Source organism: Arthrobacter sp. TJ-263, assembly GCF_058269155.1.
The window spans coordinates 689698-712131 of the sequence record NZ_JBZCNE010000002.1; the positions used below are offsets into that span (position 1 = coordinate 689698).

At 70.6% G+C, this 22434-nt stretch carries 22 protein-coding genes; 7 read left to right on the forward strand and 15 right to left on the reverse strand.

Going from position 1 to position 22434, the window contains the following annotated elements:
- Positions 1–3: 3 nt before the first annotated feature.
- The 7 genes from AC4D2F_RS13720 to AC4D2F_RS13750 form a co-directional block, all read right to left on the reverse strand.
- Positions 4–1533, reverse strand: coding sequence for an ABC transporter ATP-binding protein (locus AC4D2F_RS13720; RefSeq protein WP_490911030.1), 1530 nt, complete (start codon positions 1531–1533; stop codon positions 4–6).
- The gene (locus tag AC4D2F_RS13725; protein ID WP_490911031.1) at positions 1530–2282 is read right to left on the reverse strand and encodes an energy-coupling factor transporter transmembrane component T; all 753 of its coding nucleotides are present in this window, start codon (positions 2280–2282) and stop codon (positions 1530–1532) included. The genes AC4D2F_RS13720 and AC4D2F_RS13725 overlap by 4 nt, the downstream gene beginning before the upstream one ends.
- Before the next feature lie 3 nt (positions 2283–2285).
- On the reverse strand, positions 2286–3197 hold the full coding sequence (locus AC4D2F_RS13730; RefSeq protein ID WP_490911032.1) for an ECF transporter S component: 912 nt from the start codon (positions 3195–3197) through the stop codon (positions 2286–2288).
- A 131-nt stretch (positions 3198–3328) separates the two neighbouring features.
- Positions 3329–4363, reverse strand: a complete 1035-nt coding sequence (locus tag AC4D2F_RS13735; protein WP_490911033.1) for a nucleoside hydrolase — start codon at positions 4361–4363, stop codon at positions 3329–3331.
- 2 nt (positions 4364–4365) lie between these two features.
- A complete protein-coding gene (locus AC4D2F_RS13740; protein WP_490911034.1) occupies positions 4366–5031 on the reverse strand; it encodes a GntR family transcriptional regulator in 666 nt (221 codons plus the stop codon).
- A 104-nt stretch (positions 5032–5135) separates the two neighbouring features.
- A complete protein-coding gene (locus tag AC4D2F_RS13745) occupies positions 5136–7979 on the reverse strand; it encodes an aconitate hydratase (RefSeq protein WP_490911035.1) in 2844 nt (947 codons plus the stop codon).
- A gap of 118 nt (positions 7980–8097) precedes the next feature.
- On the reverse strand, positions 8098–8361 hold the full coding sequence (locus AC4D2F_RS13750; protein ID WP_104168707.1) for a YegP family protein: 264 nt from the start codon (positions 8359–8361) through the stop codon (positions 8098–8100).
- 149 nt (positions 8362–8510) lie between these two features.
- Between AC4D2F_RS13750 and AC4D2F_RS13755 the strand changes: the two genes are divergently transcribed.
- Positions 8511–8819: a hypothetical protein gene (locus tag AC4D2F_RS13755; RefSeq protein ID WP_104168708.1), complete on the forward strand. Its 309-nt coding sequence runs from the start codon at positions 8511–8513 to the stop codon at positions 8817–8819.
- 6 nt (positions 8820–8825) lie between these two features.
- Here the strand turns inward: AC4D2F_RS13755 and AC4D2F_RS13760 are convergent, their stop codons facing one another.
- Positions 8826–9593 carry an SDR family NAD(P)-dependent oxidoreductase gene (locus tag AC4D2F_RS13760; protein WP_490911036.1) on the reverse strand — a complete coding sequence of 256 codons (768 nt, stop codon included), beginning with the start codon at positions 9591–9593 and terminating at the stop codon, positions 8826–8828.
- A 199-nt stretch (positions 9594–9792) separates the two neighbouring features.
- On the opposite strand from AC4D2F_RS13760, the gene fdhA reads away from it, so the two are divergent.
- Both fdhA and AC4D2F_RS13770 read left to right on the forward strand, forming a co-directional pair.
- Positions 9793–11010 carry a formaldehyde dehydrogenase, glutathione-independent gene (gene fdhA, locus AC4D2F_RS13765; RefSeq protein ID WP_104168710.1) on the forward strand — a complete coding sequence of 406 codons (1218 nt, stop codon included), beginning with the start codon at positions 9793–9795 and terminating at the stop codon, positions 11008–11010.
- Between the two features lie 431 nt (positions 11011–11441).
- Complete coding sequence (locus AC4D2F_RS13770) at positions 11442–12152, forward strand: transglycosylase family protein (RefSeq protein WP_490911037.1); 711 nt, start codon at positions 11442–11444, stop codon at positions 12150–12152.
- A 115-nt stretch (positions 12153–12267) separates the two neighbouring features.
- On the opposite strand, the gene AC4D2F_RS13775 is transcribed toward AC4D2F_RS13770, so the two are convergent.
- Complete coding sequence (locus tag AC4D2F_RS13775) at positions 12268–12942, reverse strand: hypothetical protein (protein ID WP_490911038.1); 675 nt, start codon at positions 12940–12942, stop codon at positions 12268–12270.
- 121 nt (positions 12943–13063) lie between these two features.
- Positions 13064–13963: an SDR family oxidoreductase gene (locus AC4D2F_RS13780; protein ID WP_104168713.1), complete on the reverse strand. Its 900-nt coding sequence runs from the start codon at positions 13961–13963 to the stop codon at positions 13064–13066.
- An 82-nt stretch (positions 13964–14045) separates the two neighbouring features.
- Here AC4D2F_RS13780 and AC4D2F_RS13785 point away from each other — a divergent pair, with 82 nt between their 5' ends.
- Genes AC4D2F_RS13785 through AC4D2F_RS13795 form a run of 3 tightly spaced genes read left to right on the forward strand, consistent with a single transcriptional unit; the run spans position 14046 to position 17147 of the window.
- Positions 14046–15296, forward strand: a complete 1251-nt coding sequence (locus tag AC4D2F_RS13785; protein ID WP_490911039.1) for a type III polyketide synthase — start codon at positions 14046–14048, stop codon at positions 15294–15296.
- Positions 15293–16018: a class I SAM-dependent methyltransferase gene (locus tag AC4D2F_RS13790; protein ID WP_490911040.1), complete on the forward strand. Its 726-nt coding sequence runs from the start codon at positions 15293–15295 to the stop codon at positions 16016–16018. The genes AC4D2F_RS13785 and AC4D2F_RS13790 overlap by 4 nt, the downstream gene beginning before the upstream one ends.
- The gene (locus tag AC4D2F_RS13795) at positions 16011–17147 is read left to right on the forward strand and encodes an FAD-dependent oxidoreductase (protein ID WP_490911041.1); all 1137 of its coding nucleotides are present in this window, start codon (positions 16011–16013) and stop codon (positions 17145–17147) included. The genes AC4D2F_RS13790 and AC4D2F_RS13795 overlap by 8 nt, the downstream gene beginning before the upstream one ends.
- Positions 17148–17243: 96 nt before the next feature.
- Here the strand turns inward: AC4D2F_RS13795 and AC4D2F_RS13800 are convergent, their stop codons facing one another.
- Positions 17244–17783, reverse strand: coding sequence for a hypothetical protein (locus tag AC4D2F_RS13800; RefSeq protein ID WP_490911042.1), 540 nt, complete (start codon positions 17781–17783; stop codon positions 17244–17246).
- 134 nt (positions 17784–17917) lie between these two features.
- On the opposite strand from AC4D2F_RS13800, the gene AC4D2F_RS13805 reads away from it, so the two are divergent.
- Complete coding sequence (locus AC4D2F_RS13805) at positions 17918–18262, forward strand: DUF3140 domain-containing protein (protein WP_104168718.1); 345 nt, start codon at positions 17918–17920, stop codon at positions 18260–18262.
- Between the two features lie 51 nt (positions 18263–18313).
- Here AC4D2F_RS13805 and AC4D2F_RS13810 read toward each other — a convergent pair whose 3' ends face one another.
- The 4 genes from AC4D2F_RS13810 to AC4D2F_RS13825 form a co-directional block, all read right to left on the reverse strand.
- Positions 18314–18517, reverse strand: coding sequence for a hypervirulence associated TUDOR domain-containing protein (locus tag AC4D2F_RS13810; RefSeq protein WP_104122628.1), 204 nt, complete (start codon positions 18515–18517; stop codon positions 18314–18316).
- Positions 18518–18589: 72 nt separating this feature from the next.
- The gene (locus tag AC4D2F_RS13815; RefSeq protein WP_104168719.1) at positions 18590–20281 is read right to left on the reverse strand and encodes a thiamine pyrophosphate-binding protein; all 1692 of its coding nucleotides are present in this window, start codon (positions 20279–20281) and stop codon (positions 18590–18592) included.
- On the reverse strand, positions 20282–21277 hold the full coding sequence (speB, locus tag AC4D2F_RS13820) for an agmatinase (RefSeq protein ID WP_490911106.1): 996 nt from the start codon (positions 21275–21277) through the stop codon (positions 20282–20284). It lies immediately after the preceding gene.
- Between the two features lie 84 nt (positions 21278–21361).
- Entirely contained in the window at positions 21362–22159 is a 798-nt protein-coding gene (locus tag AC4D2F_RS13825; protein WP_490911043.1) for a hypothetical protein, read from the reverse strand.
- Between the last annotated feature and the right edge of the window lie 275 nt (positions 22160–22434).

The window sequence follows — 22434 nt, forward strand, 5'->3', positions numbered from 1 at the left end:
GGTTCACCCTAGGGGCTGCGCAGGTCCGGCGGAGGCACCCCGGCGCGGCGCCCCGTCCGGGCTGATCCTGCCGCCGTCGAGCCACACGCTCCGGTGCGCGACGGCCTCGGCGAAGGCGGCGTCGTGCGTGGCCATGAGGACGCAGCCGCCGTCCCTGGTATGGCGGGAGAGGACGGCGGCGAGGAGGTGGCGCGCGGGTCCGTCGAGGCCTGCGGTGGGTTCGTCGAGGGCCCAGACGGCCGGACCCGTGGCGATGAGGGAGGCCAGCGCCACCATGCGCCGCTGCACGAAGCCCAGTTCGTACGGGTGCGCGTCCGCCAGTGCGCCGAGCCCTACGGCGTCGAGGGCGATCGCGGCCCGCCGTGCGGCATCGGCCTTCCGCAGCCCCGTGGCGCGCGGGCCGTAGGAGACCTCGCGCAGGACCGTGCGCTCGAAGAGCTGCTGGTCCGTGTCCTGGAACAGGTAGCCCACGGTGGCCGCGAGGGCGCCCGTCGGCTGCCGGTCGATCCGCACGCCGCCCACGGCGACCGAGCCGCTGTCAGCCCGGGACAGCCCGTTCAGGTGGTGCAGCAGGGTCGACTTGCCGGACCCGTTGGGGCCGCGGAGGGCCACCACCTCGCCCGCCTGGACGGACAGATCGACGCCGGCCAGCCCAACCGGCGGCACGGCGGTGCCGGGCTCTCGGGGGTAGCGGAAGCCGAGGCCACGTATCGCGATCGCCTCGGGGCCCGCGGGATCGACGGGAAGGCGGGCGTCGTCGTCGCCCAGCCGGAGGGGCTCCCCCTCCGTGCCGATGCCGAAGCGCCGCAGTCCGGCCCGGCGCGCCTCCGGCAGCGGGCCGTCGAACACGGAGTGGCCGTCGGCGAGCGCCAGGACGCGCGCACCCCGCGGGGCGTGGCGCGGCAGCATGGGTGCGCAGACCACCACCCCGGTGCCGGTCCGCCGGAGCGCCTCCAGGGCCTCGGCGACGTCCTGCGTCGCGTCGTCGTCGAGCCCCTGGAACGGCTCGTCGAGGACGAGGACCTCGGGCCGCTGGATCACGGCGGCGGCGATGATGGTGCGCTGCAGCTGCCCGCCGGAGAGCCTGCGGGGATCACGCCCCAGCAGGGGTGTGAGCTTCAGGGCCGCCGCGACGTCGTCGACGGCCCGCCGCAGCTCCTGCGCGGGCATGCCGCGGTTGGCGGGGCCGAAGGCGATCTCCTCCGCGACGGTGGAGGACATCATGGACAGCTGCCCCCAGGCGCCCTGGGCCACGTACGCCACCCTCGCGCTCCACCGGGCGGGATCGATCCGCGGGTCGTCCGGCAGCCCGCGGAAGCGCACGGTCTCGGCGCCGAGCGTGATCGCCCCGGTGAAGGCGGAGCCCGCGTCCGCCCCGGTCATGCCCGCGAGCAGCCGGGCCAGGGTCGTCTTGCCGGACCCGGAGGCCCCCGCGACGACCACGTAGTCCCCCGCCGCCACGGTGAGCGCGACGCCGGCGAGCACCGGCGCGCCGTCGTCGTGGGCGAAGCCCGCGCTGTCGAGGGCGATCATGCCGCCGCCGTCAGGAGCCAGGCGGCGGAGAACGTCCCGACGACGGCGACCATCGCCCGGCGTGCCGCACGCTGGCGTGCCGTGTCCGAGTCCGGCAGGTAGCTCGTGCGCGGGCCCGGGGACGAGAAGCCGCGGGCCTCGAGCATGCGGGTACGCTCCGAGGCGTCCACCAGCAGCCCGATCACGAGCGGCGTGAGGACGGTCAGCAGGGCCCGTGCCCGGGAGAGCGGTCCCCGCCCCACGATGAGGCCCCGGGCCTGTTGCGCCCGCGTGATGTGGCGCGCGCGCTCGGCCACGTGCGGGATGAGCCCGACGGCCGATCCGGCGACGAAGACGAGCTTCCGGTTCCAGCCGCGGTGCGTCATGGTGGCCAGGAGGTCGGCGAGGTCCAGCGTCATCGCGACCGTCAGCAGCGCCGCGGTGAACACGGTCATGCGGAGGCCCATGAGGGCGGCGAAGGCCAGGCCCTCGGCGGTCACGCGGGCGACGCCGAGATCGAGCAGGACGGTGGTGCCCTCGGGGAAGAAGAGCCCGTGGAGCAGCAGGGAGGAGACGAGCAGGGGCCCTGCGATCAGGGTGACCGCCAGGCCGATCTGCCGGGGCCGGCCGGACAGGAGCACGGCGGGAAGCACCACGAGACCCAGCACCGCGAGGGAGAACTCCCAGCGGTTCACCACGAGGACGAGCACCACCAGCAGGACCGCGGCGAGCAGTTCTGTCAGGGGGTTGTAGATCCTGCGGCGGGGCATGGTTCAGGGGACGCCGGTGTCGTTCCCGCGCGCGGGAGTGGTGGATGCGCCGGTGCTGCCGGCGCCGGCTCCGGCGCCACTGACGCTCATGGTGCCGGACGCGGTGCCGGACGCGGTGCCGATCCGGCTGCCGAGCACCCGGTACGTGCGGGCGAAGGGGAACTGCCGGACGGCGCGCTGGGGCAGGGCGTAGACGATCAGGGCGACGATGACGAACACCACGATCTTGTCGACGGAATCCGACAGCAGGCCCTGCTTCGTCGCCGCGACCAGCAGCTTGTCCCCCATCGAGCGGAACACCGCGATGATCGCGTTGGTCCCGAACGTCCCGGCGGCACCGAACATGAAGACGGCCACCGGCGCCGCGACGAGCCCGCCGACCGCACCGACGACGAGCCCCGCCACGGGTGCGAGGTACACGCGGCGGAACGCGCCGTAGCGTGCGGCCAGGCCCGCGAGCAGCCCGATCAGGGCGGCACCCGCCGCGAAGGGCAGCGCGAAGGGATTGAAGAGACCCCAGATGGCGTTGCTGATCGCGCCTGTCGCGGCGCCCGCTGCGGGGCCGGCCAGGACGGCGACGAGGACGGTGCCGATGGCGTCGAGGTAGATCTGCATGCCCAGGGAGCCGGCGATCTGGCCGATGGCGATGTTCAGGGCGATGCCGAGCGGCATGATGACCAGGGAGCTCGTGGTGAGCATGGGCAGGATCCCGCCGACCAGCAGCGCCCCGCCGCCGAGGAAGCCGAAGAGCGAGACGAGCGACGCCGCGCTGCCCATGCCGCCGGCGATCTCGGCCGGCTGGACGACGACGAGGAACACGTACGTGGCGGCGATGAGCGCAGCCCCGAGGGCGATCAGGAGGCGCCGCGGCCGTTCGGTGGCGCGCTCGGAGGCGAGGATCAGGGGTGAACTCACGATATTCCTTGGGCGCAGTGGAGGGAGGAGGACGCACCTCATGTCACCTCGGCGCCGGCCGCGCAGCAGTGCGTGGCAGCTATCAGTGTACCGGGGGCCGCACCACCGTGCCGGGCGCGCGGGACCTGACCTCAGCCGTGCCGGCGTGCGACGTCGGACAGCCTGCGCACCATCAGCCCGAACACCGCGGCGGGGTCGTTGGCCGTGACGATCCGCGCGTTGGGCTCCCGCTTCCACATCCCCGCGAAGTCGGCGACCGTCTGCCCGAAGGTCAGCGGGGACCCGGTCTCGACGTCGACGGTCGCGAGGCGTTCCTCGAAGCCGGCCTCCCCCGTCGCGACCATCGCGGCGAACAGGTCGTGGAGATGCGCGACGTACCCCTGGTCGTACAGGCGGTGGAACTCCATGTAGAAGCGGAGGGCATCGGACACGCAGGCGACGACGGCATTGCCGTTCCTGCTGCGCGTCCCCTCGGGCCCGTCCGGATCGAGGACCTCCGGCCCGGCCCCGGCCGCCCGGGACACGGCGTCGACGTGGACGGGTGTGCACTCGATCCGCTCCGTGGTCTCGAGTGCGCACACGATGGGCAGCTTCCCGACCGGCAGACCCTCGTAGGCCGCGTAGACCTCCTGCGCCGCATGCGGGTCGACGTGCGTGTTCCATTCGGCGACCGGCGTCGTGTTCCCCGGATGGTTGAACGCCCCGCCCATGATGACGAGGCCCTTGAGGAGCATCGGGAGCTGCGGCTCGGCGCGGATCGCGAGTGCGAGATTGGTGAGCGGTCCCGTGACGAGACCGGTGACCTGCCCCGGGTGGTCCCGGACGGCCTCCACCCAGACGTCGACGGCGTGCCGCTCCGAGACGTGGCCTCGAGGTGGGGGCAGCACGGCGTAGCCGATGCCCTGGTCGCCGTGGGTCTCCTCGGTCGTGACGAGCGGGATCTCCAGCGGCACCTCGCTGCCGATCGCGACCTCCACCCCCGTGGAGCCGCACAGCTCGAGCAGGGCGAGGTTGTTGACGGCGACCTGCCGCGCGCCGACGTTGCCCGCGGTGCAGGTGATCGCCTCCAGCGTCACCTCCGGCGTCCCGAGGAGGTACAGGAGCGCGACGGCGTCGTCGATGCCCGTGTCCGCGTCGAGCAGGAGGCGCTGGGGGCTCCGGGCCACCGTCAGTCCGCCGCCGTGGTGCGCAGCAGTTGCAGGCGGATGGCGCGGGCCGTCTCCATGTGCCGGCGGGCGATCGCCCTGGCGTCGTCGCTGCGGCGCTCGGTGATGGCACTGATCAGGGCCTCGTGCTCGAGGAGCACCTCCTGCCAGCGGGTGCCCACCGACAGCGTGGAGCGCGGCGTGTGGATGAGGTGGGTCGAGAGCCGCTGGAGGAGATCCATGAGGATGGGGTTGCGCGCGGCCGCCCACAGCGAGGTGTGGAACTCCAGGTTGTTGGTGACCCTGGTGGTGTCATCGGGATCGACGACGGCGCGGTCGCGTTCCAGCAGCGCCTCGAGGCGCATGATGTCCGCTGCCCCGCGGTTGAGGGCGGCCTGCCCGGCGGCTTCCTCCTCGAGCATCACCCGGAGGTCGTAGATCTGGATGACCTCCTGCGGGTCGATCTGCGGGACCTGGAGGCCGCGGGCGGCCCGTTCGAGCAGCCGCTCGTGCTGCAGGCGGCTGAGCGCCTCGCGCACGGGGGTCCGTGACACCCCGAACCGCTCCGAGATGACCATTTCCCGCAGCGCCGTCCCCGGCGGGTGCACCCCGGCGAGGATCTCGCTGCGGAGGACGCGGAAGATCGCATCGCCGTCCACGCGCGCCGACAGTTCCGCGGACTCGGCCATAGCGCCCTCCTCCGAGGTCTCGTGGTTGGGATGGTCAGGGCTGGCGCCCTGCGGACGGCCCGGGCCGGGAGGCAGGCCTCCCGGCCCGGAACCGGAGGTGGGCGCTAGCTCGCGAGCTGGCGCAGCACGTACTGCAGGATGCCGCCGTTGCGGTAGTAGTCGGCTTCACCCGGGGTGTCGATGCGCAGGACGGCGTCGAACTCGATCGGCGATCCGCCGTCGGCCGGGGTGGCGCTGACCTTCACCGTGCGGGGCGTGCGGCCCTCGTTGAGCTCGGTGACACCGCTGACCGCGAAGGTCTCCGTGCCGGTGAGGCCGAGGCTCTCCGCGTTCTGGCCCTCGGGGTACTGCAGGGGCAGGACGCCCATCCCGATGAGGTTCGAGCGGTGGATGCGCTCGTAGCTCTCGGCGACGACGGCCTTCACGCCGAGCAGCGCGGTGCCCTTGGCTGCCCAGTCACGCGAGGACCCCGACCCGTACTCCTTGCCGGCGAGGACCACGAGCGGCGTACCCGCCGCGCGGTAGTTCTCGGCGGCGTCGTACACGGCGGCCTGCGGCGCATCCGGCTGCGAGAAGTCCCGCGTGAACCCGCCCTCGACGCCGTCGAGCAGCTGGTTCTTGATGCGGATGTTCGCGAAGGTGCCGCGGATCATGACCTCGTGGTTGCCGCGACGCGAGCCGTAGGAGTTGAAGTCCTTGCGCTGCACACCCTTCTCCGTGAGGTACCGGCCGGCCGGGGTGTCCGACTTGAAGGATCCCGCAGGCGAGATGTGGTCGGTGGTGACCGAATCGCCGAGCTTCAGCAGCACCCGGGCGCCGTCGATGTCCTCGACCGGGCTCGCCTCGCGCTGCATGTTGTCGAAGTATGGGGGCTTCCGCACGTAGGTGGACTCGGGATCCCAGGCGAAGGTGTCGCCGTCGGGCGTGGGCAGGGACTTCCAGCGCTCGTCGCCCTCGAAGATCGTCTTGTAGCTCGACGTGAACATCTCCTCGTCGATCGAGGAGTCGATGACCTTCTGGACCTCGACCGGGTTGGGCCAGATGTCCTTCAGGAAGACGTCGTTGCCGGCCTCGTCCTGGCCGAGCGGCTCGTTGTCGAAGTCGAAGTCCATGGTGCCGGCGAGTGCGTAGGCGACCACCAGCGGCGGGGACGCCAGGTAGTTCATCTTCACGTCCGGGTTGATGCGGCCTTCGAAGTTGCGGTTGCCGGAGAGGACGGCGGTGACGGCGAGGTCGTTGTCCTGGATGGCCTGCGAGATCTCGTCCTCCAGCGGGCCGGAGTTGCCGATGCAGGTGGCGCAGCCGTAGCCGACCGTGAAGAAGCCGAGCTTCTCCAGGTACGGGATCAGGCCCGACTTCTCGTAGTAGTCGGTGACGACCTTCGACCCGGGGGCCACGGAGGTCTTGACCCACGGCTTGGACACGAGGCCCTTCTCGACGGCATTGCGCGCCAGGACCGCAGCGGCGAGCATGACCGACGGGTTGGACGTGTTGGTGCAGGACGTGATCGACGCGATGCTGACGGCACCGTGGTCCAGCTCGAACTCGCGGCCGTCCTTCATGGTCACGCCGACCTTCTTCGACGGACGCGTGGAGCCGTTCGACCCGGCACCGACGGTCTCGCGGGGTTCCGCGTTCTCGTCCGTGACCGACGACGTCGTGCCGGGCGTGAAGCTCGGCGAGTCGGAGGCGGGGAAGCTCTCCTGGGAGGACTCGTCCACGGTGCCCCCGGGTGCGAACGTCAGCTCCGGGTCGTTCGAGTAGTTGCGCAGGTCCTCGCGGAACTGGGCCTTGGAGTTGCTGAGCTCCACGCGGTCCTGCGGGCGCTTGGGCCCGGCGATCGAGGGGACGACCGTGGACAGGTCCAGTTCCAGGTACTCGGAGAAGCGGATCTCGCGCGACGGATCGTGCCAGAGGCCCTGCTCCTTGGCGTACGCCTCGACGAGCGCCACGTTCTCCGCCGGGCGGCCCGTGAGGCGCAGGTAGTCGAGCGTGACGTCGTCGATGGGGAACATGGCGGCGGTGGAGCCGAACTCGGGGCTCATGTTGCCGATGGTGGCACGGTTGGCGAGGGGCACGGACGCGACACCCTCCCCGTAGAACTCGACGAACTTGCCGACCACGCCGTGCTTGCGCAGGATCTGCGTGATGGTGAGGACGACGTCCGTGGCGGTGGCGCCGGCCGGGATCTCACCGGTGAGCTTGAAGCCGACGACGCGCGGGATGAGCATGGACACGGGCTGGCCGAGCATGGCGGCCTCCGCCTCGATACCGCCGACGCCCCAGCCCAGCACACCGAGGCCGTTGACCATCGTGGTGTGCGAGTCGGTCCCGACGCACGTGTCGGGGTACGCGCGGAGCACGCCGTCGACCTCGCGGGTCATGACGGTGCGGGCGAGGTACTCGAGGTTCACCTGGTGCACGATGCCCATGCCCGGCGGGACGACCTTGAAGTCGTCGAACGCGGTCTGGCCCCAGCGCAGGAACTGGTACCGCTCCCCGTTGCGCTGGTACTCGATCTCCATGTTGCGCTCGAGGGCGCCGGCGTTGCCGAACACGTCGATCTGGACGGAGTGGTCGATGACCATCTCGGCGGGGGCGAGCGGGTTGACGCGCTTGGGGTCTCCGCCGAGGTCCGCGACAGCCTCACGCATCGTTGCGAGGTCGACGACGCAGGGGACGCCCGTGAAATCCTGCATGATCACGCGGGCCGGGGTGAACTGGATCTCCGTGCTGGGCTCCGCCGCGGCATCCCACTGCGCGAGCGCGCGGACGTGGTCGGCCGTGATGTTCGCGCCGTCCTCGGTGCGGAGCAGGTTCTCCAGCAGGACCTTGAGGCTGAACGGAAGGTTCTCGGCGCCTTCGACCGCGCTGAGCCGGAAAATTTCGTAGTTGGCGCCTGCGACGTCGAGAACGCCCTTTGCGCCGAATGAGTCCGCGGTCGACATGACGTTGGCTCCCTTCAGAGAGGTTGTGGAATAACCCCATCCTATTCCACGATCGGGGGCACTGTATACAGTCGTACACCGTGTCCCCGACCTCCCGGGGAAAGCCGGTCGGGCCGACTCAGGCCTTGTGGCGGACCGTGCCCGCGCGGTCCGGACCGGACTGCAGCCCGTCCATGAGCGCCGCGTGCTCCTGGGACTCGACGCGGCTGTGGTCGACGACCGGGCCGGTCCCGGCGATCTCGCGGATGAGGTCGATCCCCGCGACCGCCTCGTCCTTCGTGGCGTAATACGTGGACACTGCCACGAGCGTTCCATCGGGAGCGGTCAGTTTCACCCGGAAACCGTCGTCGTGAGCGTCCACCAGTTTGAAGTATCCAGCCATCGTCTTACCTCCTTGTAAGGGACAACTTCACCAACCTGTGATCCCCTATCATAAGCATACTGACCGCCCCTGACACGGGGTCGTGGGATGTGACCGATCACCCGTCCGGTCCACCGACCAACGCCCTGCAGGGCATGAGAAGGAGCACCATGACCGAGTCGAGCAGCGCAGGACATCCGGACGGCGGGACCCGGGGCGGGCATCCCTCCGACGGACACCCCGACGGCCGTCCCGCCCCTGATCGGCGCGAGCAGATCCTGGAACCGTCCCCCGGATCGAGGGACCACCATGCCGCGAGCATCCGGGACGAGCAGGGAATCCACGAGGCCGGCGCCGTGCCTGCCGCGTACGACGGGGACGACTCGACGGACGCGACCGACGGCGCCGACCGCCCGCGCCACCCCGAGGACGCCGCCTTCGAGCACGACACCTGGGACGGCGGAGCCGCAGGTCGCTGACGCTGCTCAGCGGCCCCGCGCCGCGAGCCGGGCCACGAGGGACGACGGCGCCACCCGCGCGAGCGCCACGAGGGTCTTGTAGCGGAGACCGGGAACGGAGACGGCCTTGCCTGCCGCGGTGTCACGGAGTGCCTCCCGCACCACGAGACCGGTATCGAGCCACAGGGCGGCGGGGACGGAGGACGTCTCCATCCCCATGCGCTGGTGGAACTCCGTGCGGACGAAGCCCGGGCAGACCGCCGTCACCCGGATCCCCTCCCGCCCGTACGCCGGATTCGCCCAGCGGCTGAAGCTGATCATGGCCGCCTTCGCAGCGCCGTAGGTGCCCCGCGGGGTGAAACCGGCGACACTCGCCACCGTGATGATCGTCCCGGAGCGGCGGGGCCGCATCGACTGGAGGGCTGCATGCGCCAGGGCGAGGGGTACCTCGACGTGGATCCTCAGGTGGCGGATCTCGTCCTCGAGCGCGTTGTCCGCGAACGGCCCGACCAGGCCGTAACCGGCATTGTTGACGAGCACCGTGACAGGCGCCCGGTGGTCGCCCCCGGCAGTGCGCAGGCGGTCCAGGACGCGGGCCAGCCCGTCGTCCTCGAGGAGATCCGCGGCGATCGTCTCGGCCCCGACGCCCAGCGCACGATACGTCGCCGCCGCCTCCTCCAGGGAACCCGGGGATCGGGCGACCAGCACCAGATCGCATCCTCGGGCGGCGAACTGGCGCGCGAATTCGGCGCCGATCCCCGACGTGGCCCCGGTGATCAACACGGTCTCGGTCATCCCTCCACCCTCCCCCACGGCGTCCGGCGGCACAACACATGGCCCGTGGACAGGACATCCGGCCATGCAACGTCGATGCGACCCCCTGCGGTGTACGTTCGCGTCACCGGGGGCGGACGACGCACACCTGCGCGTTCCGTCCCTCGAGTCCAGCGCCGGCAACACCCGGTGCGACCGATGTGTCACGAGAGGAAGTTCCATGAGCGGTAACAGAGCTGTTGCGTACAAGGGACCAGGAAAAGTGGAGGTCATCGACACCGAGTACCCCACCTTCGAGCTGAAGGACGGGCCGGGGGTGAATCCGGCCAACGTGGGCCGGGCCCTCCACCACGGCGTGATCCTCAAGACCGTCACCACCAACATCTGCGGCTCGGACCAGCACATGGTCCGCGGGCGCACGACGGCGCCGGCAGACCTCGTGCTGGGACACGAGATCACCGGAGAGGTCGTCGAGGTGGGGCGCGACGTCGAATTCATCAAGAAGGGGGACATCTGCTCCGTCCCCTTCAACATCGCCTGCGGGCGGTGCAGGAACTGCAAGGAACGCAAGACCGGCATCTGCCTGAACGTCAATCCCGCCCGTCCCGGCGCCGCCTATGGCTACGTGGACATGGGCGGCTGGGTGGGCGGACAGGCCGAGTACGTCCTCGTGCCCTATGCGGACTGGAACCTGCTGAAGTTCCCGGACCGGGACCAGGCTCTGGCGAAGATCCTCGACCTGACGATGCTGTCGGACATCTTCCCCACCGGCTATCACGGCGCCGTCACGGCCGGCGTCGGCGTCGGATCGACGGTCTACATCGCCGGAGCCGGCCCCGTGGGCCTCGCCGCCGCGGCGTCGGCGCAGCTGCTGGGTGCCGCCGTCGTCATCGTGGGCGACCTCAACGAGGACCGGCTGGCCCAGGCCCGGAGCTTCGGCTGCGAGACCGTCGACGTGTCCAAGGGTGATCCGCGGGATCAGATCGAGCAGCTGCTGGGCGTGCCGGAGGTCGACTGCGGCGTCGACGCCGTCGGCTTCGAGGCCCGTGGCCACGGAAGCGGCGCGTCGACCGAGGCACCGGCCACGGTGCTCAACTCGCTGATGCAGGTGACGGCCGCCGGCGGTGCACTGGGCATCCCGGGCCTGTACGTCACCGGCGACCCCGGAGGCATCGACGAGGCCGCGAAGGTCGGATCGCTGTCGATCAGTCTGGGCACCGGATGGGCGAAGTCGCTGTCCTTCACCACCGGACAGTGTCCGGTGATGAAGTACCACCGCGGCCTGATGATGGCGATCCTGCACGATCGCGTGCAGATCGCCAAGGCCGTGAACGCGAAGTCGATCGGCCTGGACGACGCACCCCGCGGCTACGAGGAGTTCGATGCCGGAGCTGCGACCAAGTACGTCATCGATCCGCACGGGATGGTCGCCGCCTGATCAGGGCGTCGTCCGCCTGAGCGGAACCGGAAGGGGCTCGGACCGTGACGGTCCGGGCCCCTTTGTCGCGCCCTCCGGGCCTTCGGTACGCCTTCTACCGCACCTCCGAATCACCCTCGGCGGGTGAGTGTCCCAGAAGATACCCCACAGGTCCAGCATAAATTCTCAACTTCACAGAAAGTCAATTACGGTTCAGTACCGATTTGGCAACGAAACGAAATTACTCTACGGTAGGGGTAGTTCCCCGTCAGGGGGAAGCGAAAACGCTGCCGCTCGGCGAGCAGCGATGAATGCCCGGCACCGCTCTCCACCGCTCGTTGCTCAACAGGCGGCTGCCGAACCATGACCTCTATACCGTCAAGGTGAGCAACGGCGCGAAGAAGTCCGGGGACGGACCTAGTGCAGGTGGCCTTTCGGAGCATCGTAACGCCATGAACACTACCAAATTCAGCACCACCGCCCGTCGCGGACTCGCAGCAGTAGCAATCGCCGGCCTCGGTCTCGGCGCTTCGGCCGGTGCGGCCAACGCCGACACCTGGGACCAGCTCGCAGAGTGCGAGAGCGGCGGAAACTGGAGCATCAACACGGGCAACGGCTACTACGGCGGCCTGCAGTTCACCCCGTCCAGCTGGGCCGCCGCCGGCGGAAGCGGCTCGCCCGCCGGGGCCAGCGTCGCCGAGCAGAAGCGCGTCGCCGCCAACCTCCAGCAGATGCAGGGTTGGGGCGCATGGCCCGCCTGCTCCGCCAAGCTGGGGCTCAACGGCGGTTCGTCCACCGGATTCGTGTCCACCCAGCAGGCTCCGGCACCCGTCGCCGCCCCCGTCCAGGCACCCGTCCAGGTCCAGGCACCCGTCGCAGCACCCGTCCAGGCCCAGGCACCTGTTGCCCCCGTCGCCCAGGCGCCCGTCGCAGCACCCGTCCAGGTCCAGGCACCCGTCGCAGCACCCGTCCAGGCCCCCGCCGTCGCCCCTGTGGCACTGAGCGGCCAGACCTACACCATCCAGTCGGGTGACACCCTCAGCACCATCGCCGCGAAGCTCGGCGTCAACGGCGGCTGGCAGGCACTGTTCGCCGCGAACACCGACACCGTCATCCACGCGGACCTGATCTTCACCGGCCAGGTCCTGCAGCTCCCGGCCTAGTCCAGGAGCTCTCCGGGTCCGGTAGCGCCCAGAGCGTCTGCCGCCCGTCCAGCACGACGCAGCGGAGCCCCCGTCATCACGACGGGGGCTCCTGTGCGTCGATGCCCGTGAACGATCAGTTGCAGGACGTGGCGTCGACGTCGATCCTGAGGTTGTGCGGCACCGTGTAGTCGCGTTCCGGGGACGAGAACGCGACCAGGATGGTGTCGGCGCTGCCGTGGGTGACGCCGTCCGCGAGTTCCACCGTGACGATGATGTTGATGTGCGCGTCCGGCAGGAAGCGGTACCCCTCCGCCGGCTCGGGCGGTCCGATCGGCTCGGCAGGCTTCGTCGGGGTGGGGGCGGCCGTGTGCTCCTCGTGCGCATTCGCCTCCGGTGCCGGATGGTGGTGTCCCTCGCGGTTCGCGGTCTGCACCTCCGCCGAGAGGATGTCCAGCCCCTGGGGGTTGCCGAGCGCCATCTCGCCAAACGTGAAGGTCTCGAGGGTCGGGTTGTGCAGCATGACGGTGTAGCGCAGGCGGCTGTCCCGGGGCTGGACGCCGCACAGTTGCGCGCCGTCGACGCCCACGTTCAGGGGATCATCGCCGAGGTCGCTGCCCACGGGCTCCGCCCTGCTGCCGTCCGGACCGGGGGCCGGAGTGGCCACCGACCCACGGGTGCTGTCCGCGGTGTTCACCCCGAGCGGGTTCTCCTCGACGGCTCCGCACCCGGCGAGCGCCAGGGACGAGGCGAGCATGACGGCGAGGAGTGCGGCGCCTCGACGGTGCGGCAGTACGGTCAGGTGTTTCACGGTGAGCCCATCCATGTCGGCCGGCCACGAACATCCGGCGCTGGTGCCTGTTCTTCGTTCCGTACCCCGCCGCGGCTTGGTCCGGACGGCGGGGTGCTCGCCCCGCCGTCCGCCCGGACCCTCAGGCGAGGGGTGTGCCTCCGGTGACGCCGAGGATCTCTCCAGAGACGTACCGTGCATCGTTCGAGGCGAGGAAGACGTACGCGCCGGCCAGTTCCGCCGGCTGCCCCATCCGTCCCAGTGGTGTGCCCTCGCCGAAGGATTCCAGCTTCTCACTGGTCGTCGTCGCGGGCTGCAGGGGCGTCCAGACGGGGCCGGGCGCGACGGCGTTGACGCGGATCCCGCGCTCCCCGAGCAGCTCGGCGAGGCTGAACGTCAGGTTGTTGAGCGCAGCCTTGGTCGCTGCATAGTCCATGAGGTTCCGGGACGGGTGGTACCCCTGGACGGACGTGGTGTTGATGATCGAGGCGCCGGCCGTCAGATGGGGCAGCGCGGCCTGCGTGAGCCAGATCGTCCCGTAGACGTTGGTCTCGAAGGTGCGCCGGAGCTGGTCGGCGTCGACGTCGGGCAGGCCGTTCGGCTGCGCGATGTGGTAGCCCGCATTGTTCACGAGGATGTCCAGGCCGCCGAGGCCGTCCACCACCTGTGACACGGCCGACGCGGCGTAGGCCTCGTCGCGGAGGTCGCCCGGCACGGCCAGGGCCTTCCGGCCCTCGGCGCGGATGAGTTCGAGGCAGCTGGCGCCGTCCTCCTCCTCCTCGGGGAGGTACCCGATGGCGACGTCCGCGCCCTCGCGCGCGAAGGCCAGCGCCACGGCCCGGCCGATGCCGGAGTCGCCGCCGGTGATGAAGGCGCGCCGGCCACTGAGGCGCCCGTGCCCGGTATAGCTGTCCTCGCCGTGGTCGGGGCGAGGGTCCATGCGCTCCGTGAACCCTGGGTACTGCTGCAACTCGGTCGAGGGGTCGACGGCGGGGCCCCGGGGATCGTCCTGGTCGAGGGTGCCTGACGGTTCGTTGGACATGATGCTCCTGGTGACGGCGGGAGGGTGGATGCTAAGCCTACTGTCATTGTGTTTGCAGCGTCAGTCCTCTAGTAATGGACATATGACTGCGATCCTGAGGTCCCTCGAAACCGCCGTACCCGACACGATCATGGTGCAGTCCCAGGTCCGTGATGTCTTTGCCGCGCAACCCGGCCTCACGCGGCTCGGCCGGCGGCTGGTCGGAGCGGCCTTCGACTCCTCGGGCATCGAGACGCGCTACACCGCCGTCAGGGAACTCACGCTCGACAGCGCCGCGGAGGACCCCGTGTTCTTCGATCGGAAGAAACTGCGGATCCTGACGCCGAGCACCAAGACCCGCAACGAGGTCTACGCCGAGGAGGGCACGAAGCTCTTCGTCGAGGCTGCCCGCAAGGCGCTGGACGCGGCGCAGGGCATCGAGGCGGCGGACGTCACGCATGTCGTCACGGCGTCCTGCACGGGCTTCTTCGCCCCGGGTCCCGACTACAAGGTGGTGCGCGCGCTGGGCCTCGAACCCTCCGTGCAGCGCTACCATCTCGGGTTCATGGGCTGCTACGCGGCCTTCCCGGCACTGCGCGCAGCCAAGGCCTTCTGCGACGCCGACCCCGACGCCGTCGTCCTCGTCATCGCCGCCGAACTGTGCTCGCTCCACGTGCGGTCCTCCAACAATCCCGACACCATCGTCGGCTCGTCGCTGTTCGCCGATGGTGCCGCGGCCGCGATCGTCTCCGCCCGGGACCTCCCCCTGACCGGGCCCGCCCTGACCCTCGATCACTTCGAGACCGTGCTGACCCCGGTCGGCGAGGAATCCATGGCCTGGAACATCGGCGACGAGGGGTTCGAGATGGTCCTCGGAACGTACGTCCCCCACATCATCGACGAGCACATCATCGGGGCCCTCGAACCCCTGCTCGCCCGCGACGCATCGCTGCAGGGCCTGGACTACGCGGAGATCGAGCACTGGGCCATCCACCCGGGCGGACGCAGCATCCTGGACAAGGTCGAGGCCAAGCTCGGCCTGACCCGGGACCAGCTCGTCCCCGCCCGCGAGACGCTGCGCGACTACGGCAACATGAGCAGCGCGACGGTCATGTTCGTACTGAAGCACATCCTCGACCAGCCGGCCTCCGACGGGAACAACCGGATCTGCTCCATGGCCTTCGGCCCGGGGCTCACGGTCGAGACGGCCCTGCTCACCAGGATCGGCACCGGACCGGCCGCCGGGGCCGCGACGGGGACGGCGACGGCGACGGCCGACGCCGGTCGGTCGAGCGGCCCGGACGACGTCGTGCCCGACGATCTGGCGCCCATCCTCACCGACGCGGGCGCATGAGGCCTCGAGGGTTCCTCGCGGAGCGCGATCCGCACGCCATCGAGGAGATGGACCGGCCCGACTGCGACCCCCGCCGGCTCGACCGCACGTACGCCCAGTTCGGGGTCGTCAACGCCGTCGTCTCCGGATGGCGGCGCACCTACACCTCGCTGCTCCGCCCGGTCTTCTCGCAGGACCGCACCAACACGCTGCTCGACATCGGCGCCGGCGGCGGGGACGTCCCGCGCACGCTGGCACGCTGGGCCCGGCTCGACGGCTTCCCGCTCGAGGTGACGGCGATCGACCCCGACGAGCGGGCGCACGCCTTCGCCACGTCGCGTCCGCCCCTGGCCGGCCTGTCCTTCCGCCGGGCGCTGAGCTCGGAGCTCGTGGCCGAGGGTGCCGTGTTCGACGCTGTGGTCTCCAACCACGTGCTCCACCATCTCAACCGCACGGCGTTCGACGGCCTGCTCGACGACACCGAACGCCTGACACGCGCGGTCGCGGTGCACAGCGATATCGCGCGGCACCCGCTCGGCTACGCGCTGTTCTCGGCGGGCACCCTCCCGCTGCCCGGCTCCTACATCCGCCAGGACGGCCTGACCTCGATCCGCCGCAGCTACACGCCGGACGAGTTGCGCGCAGCGACCGATGGACGCGGGCAGTGGACGGTCCGCACGGCCGTGCCGTTCATCAACCTGCTCGTGCTCGACCGCCGCTCGGCGGGAGACGACGGTGCATGACGTGGTCGTGGTCGGCGGCGGGCCCGTCGGCCTCTACACCGCCCTGCTGCTGCGGCAGGCCGGGCTCGACGCGGTCGTGTTGGAACGCCGTCAGGAGCGCAGCGGCCATTCGCGGGCCATCGGCATCCACCCGCCGGCCCTGCGTGCCCTCGAAGCCGGCGGCATCGCCGATGACCTGCGCGCGCGCGGGGTGCGGATCCGGGACGGGATCGCCCGGAGCGCAGGCCGGGACGTGGGCACCGTGTCCTTCTCGGCCCTCCCGGGCGAGGAGACGTACGTCCTCGCCGTGCCGCAGGCCGTCACCGAGGAGATCCTGGAGCGCCACCTCGAGGACGGGTTCCCGGGCACGCTGCGCCGCGGCGTCGCCGTCGTCACCACGCACGACGCCGGGGACCGCATCCTGGCCGTGACCCGGGAGCAGGGGGTGGACGCCGTCCTGCAGGCGCGGCTGGTCGTCGCGGCGGACGGCGCCAGGAGTTCCATCCGTGACGACGCCGGGATCCGCGCGCCCTCGCGTCGCTATCCGGACTGCTACGTCATGGGCGACTTCCGCGACACCACGGGCGACGGCGACGACGCCGTCCTGTACCTGGAGACCGGCGGGATCGTCGAGTCCTTCCCCCTGCCCGGGGGCATCCGTCGCTGGGTCGTGCGGGTCGGCTGCCCGGTGGAACGCCCCACCGCCGTCGGCCTCACACGGCTCGTCCGTGAGCGGACGGGGGTCGACGTCGACCCGGCGTCGAACTCGATGCTGAGCGCGTTCGAGGTGAGGTCCAGGCTCGCCCGGCGCCTCGTCGCCGGGCGCATCGTGCTGGTGGGAGACGCCGCCCACGAGGTGTCCCCCATCGGCGGACAGGGCATGAACCTGGGCTGGCTCGACGCCGTCGACCTGGTCCCGATCATCGCGGCGTCACTGCGGGACGGGCAGGACGTCGCCGTGCGGCTCGCGCGCTACGAGAGGGACCGCCGGGCGCAGGCGGCCCTGGCCCGCCGGAAGGCCGCCATCAACATGGCGCTCGGGCGCCCCCTGCCCGGTCCGGTCCTGCGCCCGCGCAACGCGCTCCTCGGGGCGCTGATCAGGAACAGCGCCGTCCACGCCGGTGTGGCCCGCGCGTTCACGATGCAGTAGGCGCACCCTCCCATGACGAAACCCCGCAGGGACCGCCACCGGACGCCGGGTGGCGTGGGGCGGGGTCGCTGCGGGGTCCGAGGTGGATCGGTGGGTCTACTTGCGGAGCAGGCCCTTCTTGACGTTCTCGGGACGCTGCATCTCGCCCTGCTTCGCACCCATCACGACGACGATGCCGCTGATGACGGGCAGGAGCCACTGCGTGATCCTGAGCTGGGACTGTGCCTTGGCGAGTTCGTCGCTCGCTCCTGGGCGGGGCTCGGTGGCGCCCGCGCTGCCCTGCTCGGCGAGCTCCCCGACCTTCTTGCCGAGGATGCCCGAGTACAGCGAGAGCACCATGCCGATCACGGTGACGACGGACTTCAGGACGGTGTTGGACCCGACGGAATCCTGGGCGGCGACGCGGCCCTTGTTGCCGAGGATCAGGCCGATGCCTCCGGCGGCATGTGCCACGAAGGCCGCGGTCTGGACCGGAGCCCACTTCGCCCAGCCGAGCGAGGACAGGCGCGTGCGCTCCTTGGGGTCCTTCGCCTTGCCGGTGGCTCCGTTGAGGCCGACGGCGCCCATCAGGGTTCCACCGAACCAGGCTGCTGCGCCGAGATCGTGAGCGGATCGTGCCAAAAGATTTCCTGCCATGATGTAAAGCTCCTTCGAGGTTGGTTCGACCTACCCCCCTACAACTATCAGCATGCTTAGGATAAAGCCATAGCACGCCCCGGGATACGGCCAGGGTGTGCAATTTTCCCAGGAACTGCTACGAAGGGCGCCCCATGGCGGAGAACCAGCACGACCTCGACGAGATATGGACGCAATGGAAGGATGCGGTGAACATGAGCCCGTCCCAGCTGGAGGCGTGGCTCGACACCGAGGAATCCCGATCGGTGGGCCAGAAGGAGCCGGACGGCGGTGAGTCCGTGGGCCACCGGTCCGGCAGGCGGATCATCGGCATCCTGCGCACCCGGCGGGACGACCTCACGGGCGAGGACGTGGAGCACATGCGGAAGGTCGTGGGCTACGTCCACCGCCATCTCGCGCAGAAGCCCTCCAAGGAGGACATCGAGACCTCGAAGTGGCGGTACTCCCTGATGAACTGGGGCCACGATCCGCTGACGTAGCGGGACGCGGCGAGGGGGCGCTCCCTGCGGAACGCCCCCTCGCCGTGCCCACTACTTCTTCGACAGCGCGCTCTCCTTGTGGGCGGCCTGCTTGCCCGACTTCGCGCTCTCCACGGTGTAGTAGGGCTCGTCCTTCGACGCGTTGAACTTCTGGTCGTCGAAGCTGAATTCCTTCTCGTGCTTCTCCACGACCTTTCCCTCGGTCGTGCCCTGCGGCGTGTTCCAGGTGACCTTATCGCCCTTGCTGAATGCCATGGGGTTCCTCCCTCGATGTACGTGGTCGAGCAGTTCTTCCGACACTCTCACCCCGGGATGGAAAAAGGAAGCCTACTGATCGAGGTGGGTGGGTGCGAAGAGCCGCAGGAGCGTCTCCACGACGACGACGTTGGGGCCGTCGGCCGCGAGGCTCTCGCGCAGCGCCTCGCCGATGCCCTCCGGTGCGACCCTGCGTGCCGGCACCCCGAACGATTCCGCGAGCGCCACGAAGTCCGGCCGGGCGAGCTCGGTCGCCGTGGCCTGGCCGAAGGCGCCCTCCATGTACTCGCGGAGGATCCCGTAGCCGCCGTCGTCCACGATCAGCCAGGTGACGGGCAGGTCGTGCTGCCGCGCGGTGGCGAGCTCGGCGATGGAGTACATGGCGGAACCGTCGCCGGAGACGGCGAGGACCCGTGCGGGCAGGCCGTGCGATTCCAGTCCGACCGATCCACCGATCGCGCCGGGGAAGCCGAAGCCGAGGCCGCCGGCCCCCTGCGCAGAATGGAACCCGCCCTCGCGGGCGTCCCAGCAGCTCCAGGCCCAGTAGGCCGAGATGGTCATGTCCCAGAAGGTCTGCATGCCGGCTGGGACGGCGTCGCGGATGTCCTGCATGAAGGCGCGTTCCTTGCCGAGGTCCTGCGCGTCGAGCCGTGCGCCGACCCGCCCGAGGGTCTCCGCGACGAGCGCGGCGGCGTCGTACCCGGGCAGGCGGTCGCGGTCCAGCGGTTCGAGCGCCTCGTCGAGTGCGCTGAGTGCCTGCCCGGCGTCGGCGCGGATGCCGAGCGCCGGCCGGTTGGACTCGAGGACGCGGGGTTCGGCGTCGATCTGGATGATGCGCCCCCGCGGCTCCATCGTGAAGTAGTTGGACGTGACCTCGCCGAGGGACGAGCCGATGACCAGCAGCACGTCGGCGTCCTCGAGGACCTCCGTCACGTAGCGGTCCTCCACCCAGGACTGGAGGGAGAGTTCGTGGTCCCAGGGGAAGGCACCGTTGCCGCCGGGAGAGCAGACCACCGGCGCTCCGAGCTTCTCGGCGATCGAGAGCAGCCACTTCTCCGCCCTGCCACGCCGTGCGCCGCCGCCGGCGACAATCGCGGGCCGCTTCGAGTCCTTCAGCCAGGCGACGGCCTCGCGCACCAGCTCGATGCGCGGCGGGTTGTCGAAGGGCTCGGCGAGTGCGTCCTCCACCTGCGGGACCATCACGGGATCCAGCAGCACGTTCTGCGGCACCTCGACCCACACGGGGCCCTGCGGCGAGGACACGGCCTCGGTCCAGGCGTCCTGGATGGCGGAGGGGATGCCGGAGGCGTGCTGGATCAGCCGCTGGCTCTTCGTGACGTTCGCCGCCGAGGCCTTCTGGTCGTCGAGCTGGTGCAGCATGCCCTTGCGCCGCGCGCCCAGGCCCTCGAGGGGGATCTGGCTCGCGACGACCACCATGGGCACGCCGGTGGCGTACGCCTCCTGCAGCCCGGCGAGGGACGTCAGCGCTCCGGGGCCGGTGGACAGGAACAGGACGCCGACGTCGCCGGTCGCCCGGGAGAAGCCGTCGGCGGCGAAGGCGGAGTTGTTCTCCACGCGGGACGAGACGAAGCGGAGGTCGGAGCGGGACAGCGCGTCGAACAGGCCGAGCGCGTGCTGGCCGGGGATGCCGAACACCGTGGTCGCCCCGAGGGCCGAGAGCGTCTCGACCACCAGGTCACCGCCGTTGCGCTGGCTGGAGACGGGGGCGGGGGGCGCGGACGCGGCGCCGGCGGTGATGTCCATCTACTGGTCCTCAGGGGTCGTGGCGGCGGGAGTGAGGGTGTCGGCCATCAGGGTCACGAGGTCGTAGGCGACGTGCGACGCCGCGACCCCGGTGAGCTCGGCGTGGTCGTAGGCGGGAGCCACCTCGACGACGTCCGCGCCGACCAGGTTCAGCCCGCGCAGGCCGCGGAGGATCTCCAGCAGTTCGCGGCTCGTGATGCCGCCGGCCTCAGGCGTCCCGGTCCCGGGAGCGTGGGCCGGGTCGAGGACGTCGATGTCCACGGAGACGTAGAGCGGGCGGTCGCTGATGCGCTGCCGCAGCTTGTCCACCACCTCGTCCACGCCCTGCCGGTAGACGTCCGAGGAGGTCACGATCCCGAAGCCGAAGCGGCGGTCGTCCTCGAGGTCGCGGACGCCGTAGAGGGGCCCGCGCGTGCCGACATGGGAGATGGCCTCGGTGTCGAGGATGCCCTCCTCGACGGCACGCCGGAACGGGGTGCCGTGCGTGTACTCGGCGCCGAAGTAGGTGTCCCACGTGTCCAGGTGGGCGTCGAAGTGCAGCATCGCCACGGGCGATCCCGCCCGCTCGGCCGCGGCGCGGAGGAGGGGCAGCGCGATGGTGTGGTCGCCGCCGAGGGTGACGAGGCGTGCCCCGTCGGCAGTGAGGTCCAGCGCGTTCTGCCGCACCGTCTCGATGGCCTCGTTGATGTTGAACGGGTTCACGGCCATGTCCCCGGCATCGGCCACCTGCACGCGCTCGAACGGCGAGACGTCGAGGGCGGGGTTGTAGGGCCGGAGCAGGCGCGAGGCCTCGCGGATGTGGTTGCCGCCGAACCGGGCGCCGGGGCGGTAGGACACGCCGGAGTCGAAGGGGACGCCGACGACGGCGATGTCCGCGCGGTCCACCTGGTCCAGGCGCGGCAGGCGCGCGAAGGTGGCTGCTCCCGCGTAGCGGGGGATGCGGGAGGAGTCGATGGGCCCTACGTGCCCGCCTCCCGTGACGCGCAGTTCTTCCACAGTGTCCATCCTGTCCGGGCCCCACGGAGTTGCCCAATATGCATCAAAGGTTTTGCACAAGGCTATTCCGCGGGGGAAGAGGGGTCAACCGTTGAACGTGAGGGAGGACAGCATGGAGCGAAGCCCCGCGTACTCCTCGGTCCCCAGCCAGGCCGTCGCGTCGGCGGGCTCAGGGAACCGGGTCTGGTCGAACGTGGCGGTGAAGGCCACTTGCCCGTTCGTCCCGATGGAGGCGAGGGTGAACTGCATTGCGTAGATGCCATCAGCGGGCAGCGGGCCCTGGTGCAATCGCGCGACGTACACCAGGTCCCCCGAGACGGGATCGGGGAAGTAGTCGAACACGTAGCTGATGAGACCGGGACCCCGGTCTACCCGGCCCGACAGGGCAGGCAGTTCCTCGCTGTCCAGGAGCACGTGTCCCGGATGGGGAATTGCGGCTCCGTCGCCCGGGATACCGCCCATGAAAAGCGCCATCTCCGTGCCGGCCGCGTCCCGGATCGAGTACGCCGTCCGGCTGAGGTTCGCCCCGTAGTCGGGTGCGGTGTTCGGGGGGACGGGCGTGGCCGTCCACGTGGCCGGCATGACGAAGGAGTACAGGCCGTCCGACGTCGTGAAGAGGGAGGGGGAAGGTTCGGGATCGGGCGCTGACGACGGCGTCGGGGCGGCCGTCGCGGCGGGGGTCGCCGCGGGCGGTGCGGACGGAGTGGAGGCCGAGGTTGCTGATGGGATCGCGGAGGGGATCGCGGATCGAGCGGCCGTCGCGGAGGCGGACGGCGTCGCCGTTCCTTCGGCGCCGACGCTGCCCCCTGTCGGGAGCGAGCCGCAACCGGCAAGGCTCAGGGCTGCAGCGAGCGCGATGCAGCTCAGGCTGGTGTTCTTCATGGATGGTCCCCCGGTGAGTGTGTGATGGCGTGGGCGCAGTGGCCCCGCTCCGCTGGTCCCAGCCTAGGTCCGGCGCCGTTCCTGCCGTGCGCGCCGCGGTCACGCTTCGGCCTCGGTTCACTGGCGAGAAGTCGCCCCGTGAGGGTGGCCCGGCGTCGGCCCTGTTAAGGATGCATAAAGACCGGCTACCGGCCGGTAGCGGAGTCCTACGGTGATCACGTGAGCTCTTCCGTACGCACCCTTCCGCAGCCCCCGGCCCAGGTCCGGACCAGGCA